This is a genomic window from uncultured Aquincola sp. (genome assembly GCF_964001545.1).
Lineage (GTDB): Bacteria > Pseudomonadota > Gammaproteobacteria > Burkholderiales > Burkholderiaceae_C > Aquincola.
In genome coordinates this window covers 1-7,584 of record NZ_CAXFDV010000438.1, presented here as the reverse complement: position 1 = coordinate 7,584, position 7,584 = coordinate 1, and the positions used below count along the sequence as shown (strand labels likewise).

7 protein-coding genes are annotated in these 7,584 nt (G+C 69.7%); 2 read left to right on the top strand and 5 right to left on the bottom strand.

The window, feature by feature from the left end; all coding sequences use genetic code 11:
* Nucleotides 1-356 (bottom strand): MHFG family PEP-CTERM protein (locus tag ABNT58_RS14910; RefSeq protein ID WP_348754246.1); only part of this gene is annotated, 356 nt, incomplete at its 3' end.
* Between the two features lie 271 nt (nucleotides 357-627).
* On the opposite strand from ABNT58_RS14910, the gene ABNT58_RS14905 reads away from it, so the two are divergent.
* Both ABNT58_RS14905 and ABNT58_RS14900 read left to right on the top strand, forming a co-directional pair.
* Entirely contained in the window at nucleotides 628-1,485 is an 858-nt protein-coding gene (locus ABNT58_RS14905; protein ID WP_348754245.1) for an amidohydrolase family protein, read from the top strand.
* Nucleotides 1,482-3,770: an ATP-binding protein gene (locus ABNT58_RS14900; protein WP_348754244.1), complete on the top strand. Its 2,289-nt coding sequence runs from the start codon at nucleotides 1,482-1,484 to the stop codon at nucleotides 3,768-3,770. Before ABNT58_RS14905 ends, ABNT58_RS14900 begins: the two co-directional genes overlap by 4 nt.
* Nucleotides 3,771-3,837: 67 nt before the next feature.
* On the opposite strand, the gene ABNT58_RS14895 is transcribed toward ABNT58_RS14900, so the two are convergent.
* From ABNT58_RS14895 to ABNT58_RS14880, 4 genes are all read right to left on the bottom strand, one after another.
* Nucleotides 3,838-4,224 carry an SWIB/MDM2 domain-containing protein gene (locus ABNT58_RS14895; protein ID WP_348754243.1) on the bottom strand — a complete coding sequence of 129 codons (387 nt, stop codon included), beginning with the start codon at nucleotides 4,222-4,224 and terminating at the stop codon, nucleotides 3,838-3,840.
* Between the two features lie 187 nt (nucleotides 4,225-4,411).
* A complete protein-coding gene (locus ABNT58_RS14890; RefSeq protein WP_348754242.1) occupies nucleotides 4,412-5,548 on the bottom strand; it encodes an alpha-hydroxy acid oxidase in 1,137 nt (378 codons plus the stop codon).
* On the bottom strand, nucleotides 5,545-6,228 hold the full coding sequence (locus tag ABNT58_RS14885; protein ID WP_348754241.1) for a Fe2+-dependent dioxygenase: 684 nt from the start codon (nucleotides 6,226-6,228) through the stop codon (nucleotides 5,545-5,547). The genes ABNT58_RS14890 and ABNT58_RS14885 overlap by 4 nt, the downstream gene beginning before the upstream one ends.
* Nucleotides 6,229-6,239: 11 nt before the next feature.
* A partial coding sequence (locus tag ABNT58_RS14880) for a TonB-dependent receptor (protein WP_348754240.1) occupies nucleotides 6,240-7,584 on the bottom strand: 1,345 nt, incomplete at its 5' end.

Sequence of the window (7,584 nt, the reverse complement as noted above, 5' to 3'; positions counted from 1 at the left end):
TTGCAGATGCCGCCGTTGCCGAAGTGCATGTCGCGGATGGCGGACTGGTAGACGTCCTTGCCGACGATGCTGTCGCGGCGGATCGAGACCATCTCGTCGTACTGGCGCGCGGCCATGCGCTTTTTCAGGCGCTCGCGCACCGCGGGCGAGATGTCGGTGTAGCGGTCGATGGCCGAGGGCAGGTCGCCCATGTACGGGTTGTGGCCCGGGTTGTCCCAAGAACAGTTCTGCACACGCGCCGGGGCGCTGCCCACCGCCTTGGCACCGGCGGCCTGCGCGGCCACGGCCGCATGGGCGGGCCATGCGCCTGTCAGCAGGGAAACGGTGATGGACCAGACGATGAGAGAGGTTTTCATGGTGGAACCTGGTAGGCCCTGTGCAAGGCCGATGCGCAACTGCCGCAGTGATTGCTAACTTTACGACCGGGGCACATTCTCGGCCGATGCTTACAAACGACCGCGTGCATTTGTCGCGGATTCACGACGCACCCGTGTGCCCCGGGGGAGCAAGCCACAGGCCCGGCTGGGCATGCCACCATCGGGGCGTGAATTCATGCGCGTCGATGTCGGTTTGCGGGCAAACCGTCATCTAATGGGTGCTCTTTCCATGCCGTTTGCCGAGACCCCGATGAAGTACCTGGGGGCCCTGCTGGCCGGCCTCGGCATCACGACTGCCGTCGCCGCGCCCTACGAAGGCCCGTTGTTCGACGCCCACCTCCACTACAACGTGGAAGCGTTCGACACCTATCCCGTGGCCAATGCGATCGGCCGCCTGCAGCGCAGCGGCGTGCGTGCCGCCGTGGCCAACAGCCGCCCGAACGAAGGCACCCGGTCGCTGGCCGCGGCGCTCGACCAGACGCGCGCCGCCGGCATCACCGTGGTGCCGTTCGTCCGCCTTTACCGCAACCGTGACGACTACACCGGCTGGTTCGCCGACGACAGCATCTACCGCATGGTGCTGGACGAACTGGCGCGCGGCACGCCGGCCGGGCCGTACCGCGGCATCGGCGAATTCCACCTGTACGACAGCGCCCATGCCGATGGCCCGGTGGCCCGCCGGTTGATGCAGCTGGCGCGTGAGCGCGACCTGCTGGTGCTGGCCCATGTGGACGACGTGGCCGTGGACCGGCTGCTGGCGCATGCCCCCGGCGCGCGGCTGGTGTGGGCGCACACCGGCATCGGCGGTGCGCCGGTGCCCCGCGTGCGCGAGCTGCTGCAGCGCCACCCCGGGCTGGTGGGCGAGCTGTCGTACCGCCCCGGCCTGACCGAAGGCGGCCGCCTCAGCGCCGAATGGCGCGAACTGCTGCTGGCCTTTCCCGACCGCTTTGCGGTGGGCTCCGACACCTGGGTCAACCCACGCTGGAGCGCCTACGAAAGCCTGATGCAGGACGCGCGCGAGTGGCTGGGCGACCTGCCGCCCGACGTGGCGCGCCGCATCGGCTGGGCCAATGCGGCGGGCTGGTTCGGCGTGGCGGAGCCGCGGTGAGCGCCGCCGGGACGGGGCCGGGCGATCGCCTGGCCGACTTCGCCCGTGCGTCGGGCGACGTGCTGTGGGAATGCGACCGGGCCTGGCGCTACACCTGGGTGGCCGGGCCGTCCGAGGCGCTGGGCGGCCATGACGGCCAGGCCCTGCTCGGCCAGCCGCTGGCCGACGGCCCGCTGCTGGACAGCCATGGCGACGCGATCGGCGAGCAGCGGCTGTACCACTGGCTGGCGCGCCCCGAGGCCTTTGCCGAAGCGGTGACCGAGGTGCGCACGCCGCGCAGCCGGGTGATGGTCTCGCGCTCGGCGGTGCCCCTCTTCGATGCGCAGGGCCAGCATGCGGGCTGGCGCGGCACCGCGCGCGACGTGAGCGTGCGCGTGGCCCTGGCACGCAGCGAGCGCGAGCGCGACGAACAGCTGCGCAAGATGACCGCGCTGCTGCCGGGCGCGCTGTACCAGTACCGCGAGCCGGACGATGCCCTGCCGCCCGACGGCCCGGCCGATGCGCAGGCCGCGGCGCCGATGTTCGGCCTGCACACGCAGCTGCCATTGGGGCCGCTGCGTGTGCACCCGGCCGACCTGCCGGCGCTGCGGTCCGCCTACCAGCGGGCGCGGGCCGCGCAGTCGTCCTGGCAGGTGCAGTTCCGGGCCTTGCGGCCCGACGATGAAGAGCGCTGGCTGGAAAGCCGCGCCATGCCCGAGCGGCCCGAAGAAGGCGGCTGGCTGTGGCACGGCTTCGTGGCCGACATCACCGACCAGCGGCAGACGCAACTGGCCTTGCGTGCCTCGGAAGAGCGCTGGCTGCTGGCGGCCGAAGCCACCGTCACCGGGCTGGCGCAGTTCAACTGCCGCGACCAGACGCTGCTGCTCGACCGCATCGGCTGCCAGAACCACGGCCTGCCGTGGCCGCAGCCGCCGCTGCGCATCGACGACTGGCTGGCCTGCCTGCACCCTGAAGACCGGCCGGTGGCCCGCGCGGCGCTGCAGCGCGCGCAGGCCGATGGTCAGCGCATGGAAGCGCGCCTGCGGCTGCAGTTGCCCGAGGGTGGGCCCCGATGGCTGGAGATCTTCGGCCGTGCGCAGCCCGGGCCCGATGGCCAGGCCGTCACCATCGTGGGCACCTGCCGCGACGTGACCGCGCAGCAGGAGGCGGTGCAGCTGCAGCGCGCCAAGGAAGCAGCCGAACGTGCCAACCGCGCCAAGAGCGAGCTGCTGTCGCGCGTGAGCCATGAGCTGCGCACGCCGCTCAACGGCATCCTCGGCTTTGCGCAGTTGATGGGCCTGGACCGCGAACAGCCTTTGGGCAGCGCCCAACGGCGGCGGCTGGAAGGCGTGGAGCAGGCCGGCCGCCACTTGCTGTCGCTGGTCAACGACGTGCTCGACCTCACGCGGCTGGAGCGCGGCGAGTTCGGCCTGCAGCCGCAGACCCTCGACCTCATCAAGTCCTTGTCCGATGCGCTGGCCATCGTGCAGCCGCTGCTGTCGGTGCATCCGGTGCTGCTGCCGGCCAACCTGCCGCCCGGCCCGGTGTGGGTGCAGGCCGACCCGCGTGGCCTGGAGCAGGTGCTGGTGAACCTGCTGTCCAACGCCATCAAGTTCAACCGGCCGCGCGGGCAGGTGCGCTTCGAGCTGCGGCTGCTGCCCTTGCAGGCGGTGCTCACCATCGAGGACGACGGCGCCGGCCTGACCGAGCAGGCGCAACGCCAGCTGTTCCAGCCCTTCAACCGCCTGGGTGCGGAACGCCAGCGCATCGAAGGCACGGGCCTCGGCCTCGTGATTGCCAGCGAGCTGGTGCGCACGATGAACGGCGCCTTGTCGGTCACCAGCCGCGCCGGCGTGGGCAGCCGCTTCAGCGTGGCCCTGGCGCGGGCAACCGAAGCAGTGCATGAGCCCGAGCCGAGCCAAGAGCCGGCGCCTTGCCGCGTGGTCTACATCGAGGACGACGCGCTCAATGCGCTGCTGATGCAGGAGGTGTTCCGCGCGCAGCGGGGCTGGCAGCTGGTGGTGGCCCGCAATGGCACCGAAGGGCTGGAACGTGTGCGCAGCCTGCTGCCCGACATGGTGCTGGTGGACATGAACCTGCCCGACCTGAGCGGCCTTCAGATCATCGCGGCGCTGCGGGCCGACCCGCGCACCGCGGGCTTGCGCTGCGTGGCGCTGTCGGCCGATGCGATGGCCGAGCAGATCGAGGCGGCGCGCCGCGCGGGCTTCGACGACTACTGGACCAAGCCCATCGACGTGGCCCGCATGCTGCAGACGGTGGAAGCCGCCATCGGCCAGCGGCCATGAAAAAAGCCGGTGCTGTGGTGGCACCGGCTTCTGGGTTCGAAGGCCCTGGCGGGCCCGCTCGAACGGCTTACTTCAGGTGATCGTTGATCAGCTTGGTCATCTCGAACATCGAGACCTGATCCTTCTTGAAGATCGCCTTCAGCTTCGCGTCAGCGTTGATCATCCGCTTGTTCTCGGCGTCCTGGAGCTTGTTCTTCTTGATGTAGTCCCAGACCTTCTTGGTGACCTCGGTGCGCGGCGCCGGGGTGGCGCCGATCACGGCGGCCAGCGCTTCGCTCGGGGTCATCGCCTTCATGAAGGCCGCGCTCGGGGTGCGCTTCTTGGCGGCCGGAGCTGCCTTCTTCGCGGGGGCCGCGGCACCAGCCTTGATCGGCGGCTTGGCGCCGCCGACCTTCTTGGCCGGAGCCTTTTTCGCCGGGGCCTTCTTGGCCGGCGCCTTCTTCGCAGTTGCCATTTGAAATTCGCTCCATCAAGTAATGGGTTGATGTGCCGGGTGGAGGTGATGGCCGCATGAGCCATCGTTTCTCTCTGGGCACCCTGCGGCGCGAATGGTACTGCTTGCATCAGGGGCTGAGAAGCCGTTTTCCCTCGGAGAACACCCTCCAAAGCCCGCTTTCAAGCCCCTTTGCGGCGCCTTTGCATCACCAGGGCGCTTCGAAGAAGAGTTCGCGGCCTGCATCCGCCACCGTGCGGCAGCCACACAAGGCCATCGCGACCTCGAGTTCATCGCGCAAGACACGCAGCACATGGGCCACGCCGATGGCACCGCAGGTGGCCAGCGCATGCATGTACGGCCGGCCGATCAGCACCGCGCGCGCACCCAGGGCCAGCGCCTTGAGCACGTCGGTGCCGCGCTGGATGCCGCCATCGACCAGCAACGGCATCGCATCGCCCACCGCATCGGCGATGCGGGGCAGCACCCAGGCCGTGGGCGCCGCGGTGTCCAGCGTGCGGCCACCGTGGTTGGAGACGATGAGGCCGGCCACCTGCTGGCGCTGCGCTTCGCGTGCGTCCTCGGGGTGCATCACGCCCTTGAGCAGCAGCGGCAGCCGCGTGTGGCTGCGCAGCGTGTCGATCTCGTCCCAGGTGGGCGCGTCGGGCATCAGCGCATCGAACACCCAGCTCTGCGTGCGGTCGATCTGCGTGCGTGGGGCCGGCGGCAGCCCGGCCAGGTTCACGGCCGAGACGCCCTCGGGCAGCTTGAGCTGCGCCCGGCGTTCGCGGTCGCGCACGCCATGGCTGGGCGCATCGACGGTGAGCACGATGGCTTCGTAACCAGCGGCTTTGGCACGCTGCACCAGCTCGCGCGTGAAGCCGCGGTCGTGCTGCATGTACAGCTGGAACCACAGCGGGCCGCGTTCGGCTTCGGGCAGCACGGCCTGGGCCACGTCTTCCATCAGCACGCTGGCCTGCGCGCTGAGGATGAAGCCCGCGCCTTGCGCTGCGGCGGCATGGGCGCTGGCCAGCTCGCCATCGGGGTGGGCCAGGCGCTGGTAGGCCACCGGCGCCAGCAGCAGCGGATGGGCCAGCGTGCGGCCCAGCAGTTCCACGCGGGTGTGGCCGCCGGTCAGGCGCCGCAGCACACGCGGCACCAGCGCCAGCTGGTCCCAGGCCGCGCGGTTGGCGCGCAGCGTGATCTCGTCGGCCGCGGCACCGGCCAGGTAGGCCCAGGCGTTGTCGTCCAGCCGCTCGCGCGCATGGGCGGCGTAGTCGGGCAGGCACACCACGTCGGGTGGCACCTGCTGCAAGGCGGGCACGCGGCCGGGCCGGTCGCTCATGTGTTGGCCCACATGCGCAAGAGGTTGTGGTACGTGCCGGTGAGGGCCACCGCGGCTTCGGTTTCGCCATGCGCTTCGCGCAGGCGCATCAGGTTCATGTCGAGGTCGAACAGCAGCTGGCGCTGCTCGTCGCTGCGCACCATGCTTTCGATCCAGAAGAAGCTGGCCAGCCGCTGGCCACGGGTCACCGGCTCCACATGGTGGACGCTGGTGCCGGGGTAGAGCACCAGGTGGCCGGCCGGCAGCTTCACGCGCTGCTGGCCGAAGCTGGTGTGCACCACCAGCTCGCCGCCGTCATAGCTATGCGGATCGCTCAGGAACAGCGTGCACGAGATATCGGTGCGCACCCGCTCGCCGGTGTCGGGCGAGAAGCGCACCGCCTGGTCCACATGCGCGCCATAGGCATTGGTGGCACCGCCGTAGCGGTTGAACATCGGCGGCAGCACGCGGCGCGGCAAGGCGGCCGAGAACACGATGGGGTGCCGGTCCAGCGCCTTCAGCACCAGCGCGCGCAGCTGCTGCGCCGCTTCGCAGCGGTGCGGCAGCTGTTCGTTGTTCTTCACCGCGGCCGCTTGCGGGCCGGCGGTGGACCGCCCGTCGGTCCACGGTGCGCCGGCCAGCAAGGCCTGGGCCTCGCGCAGTTCGGCGGCATCGAGCACGTCGGGAACGGTCAGCAGCATGGTGGTGAAGCTTAGAAGGTGTAGGTGCCGGTCAGCATCACGGTGCGCGGCGTGCCTGCAATGTAGTGGCCGCGGTACAGCATGTCGGCATACAGCTTGTCGGTGATGTTGGTGATGTTGAGCTTGAAGGCCAGCTTGTCCATCGTGTACTCGGCCATCAGGTCGGCAGTCACCCAGCGCGGCGCGATGATGGTGCTCTGCAGCGGCTTCATGCCGCTGCGGGCGTTCAGGCCGCCACCGATGCGCCATGCCGGCGTCAGCTGGTAGGTGGTCCACACCGTGCCGCTGTGCTTGGGCGTCAGGCCGGGGCGCGAGCCCACCTGTTCACCGGCGGCCAGCGTGGTGCCGTCCGGCGCGCCCTTGTCGATCTTGGCGCTGGGAATCCAGGCATAGGACGCGAACACTTCCCACGCCGGCGTCAGGCGGCCGGCCACGTTGATGTCCAGGCCGGCCGCATGGCGCTCACCCGACAGCAGGTAGTTGGTGGGGCTGGCCGAGTCGCTGTCGCGGTTGCGCTCGTTGTACTTGGTGGCGTGGAAGATCGAGACCTCGGTGGAGTACTTGCCTTCGGCCCAGTCCAGCTTGGCGCCCAGCTCGATGTTGCGGCTCTTCTCCGGCGCGGTGTTCTTGCTCAGGTTGTCGTACTGGTAGGTGTCGCCCGAGGTGTTGAACGAGGTGCCGTACTGCAGGTGGAACGAAGCGAACGGCGTGGGCTGGTACAGCACCGCGAAGCGGCGGCTCCACAGCGAATCGCTGCGCTCGCCGTCGGCGGTGTCGGTGGTGGAGGTGGTCTGGTACTTGCCCTTGAACTTGTCGAAGCGCAGGCCCGCCAGCAGCTTCCAGTCCGGCGCGATCTGCACCTGGTCACGGGCATACGCGCCCAGGCCTTGCGAATCGAAGCGGCGGTTCTGCGTGACGATGCGCAGCGACTCGTCCACGCCCACGCCGTTGTTGGGCGTGCCGATGGTGGTGTTGGGCTTGGTCAGCGTCACGCCGGTGGGCAGCGTGGCGGCATAACCGATGAACTTGTCGTCGGTGAAGTCGACGCCGGCCGCCACGTCGTGGGTACCGCCGAAGCCCTTGAACTTGCCGGTGTAGTCGCTTTGCAGCGCCACCGTGTCCAGGTCCATGATCTTGTTCTGCGTGCCGCGGGTCAGCACCGTCGCGTCGCTGAGGGTGTCGCGCGTGACGGCCTGGCGACCGGGCTGGGCGCTGGCGCCGGCAAAGCGCACCGCGCTCGCGCGCTGGTCGCGCTGGTACTTGGAGATGCGCAGCACGCTGCGCAGTTCGCCACCGTTGTCGAAGCGGTGCAGGTGGCTGCCGGTGCCGATGGTGACGTTGGCGCTGGCGTAGTCG

Excerpts from the sequence above, each read along its gene's own strand:
- ABNT58_RS14885 (WP_348754241.1), bottom strand. The coding sequence starts at position 6,228 with ATGCTGCTGACCGTTCCCGACGTGCTCGATGCCGCCGAACTGCGCGAG.
- ABNT58_RS14890 (WP_348754242.1), bottom strand. The coding sequence starts at position 5,548 with ATGAGCGACCGGCCCGGCCGCGTGCCCGCCTTGCAGCAGGTGCCACCC.
- ABNT58_RS14895 (WP_348754243.1), bottom strand. The coding sequence starts at position 4,224 with ATGGCAACTGCGAAGAAGGCGCCGGCCAAGAAGGCCCCGGCGAAAAAG.
- ABNT58_RS14905 (WP_348754245.1), top strand. The coding sequence starts at position 628 with ATGAAGTACCTGGGGGCCCTGCTGGCCGGCCTCGGCATCACGACTGCC.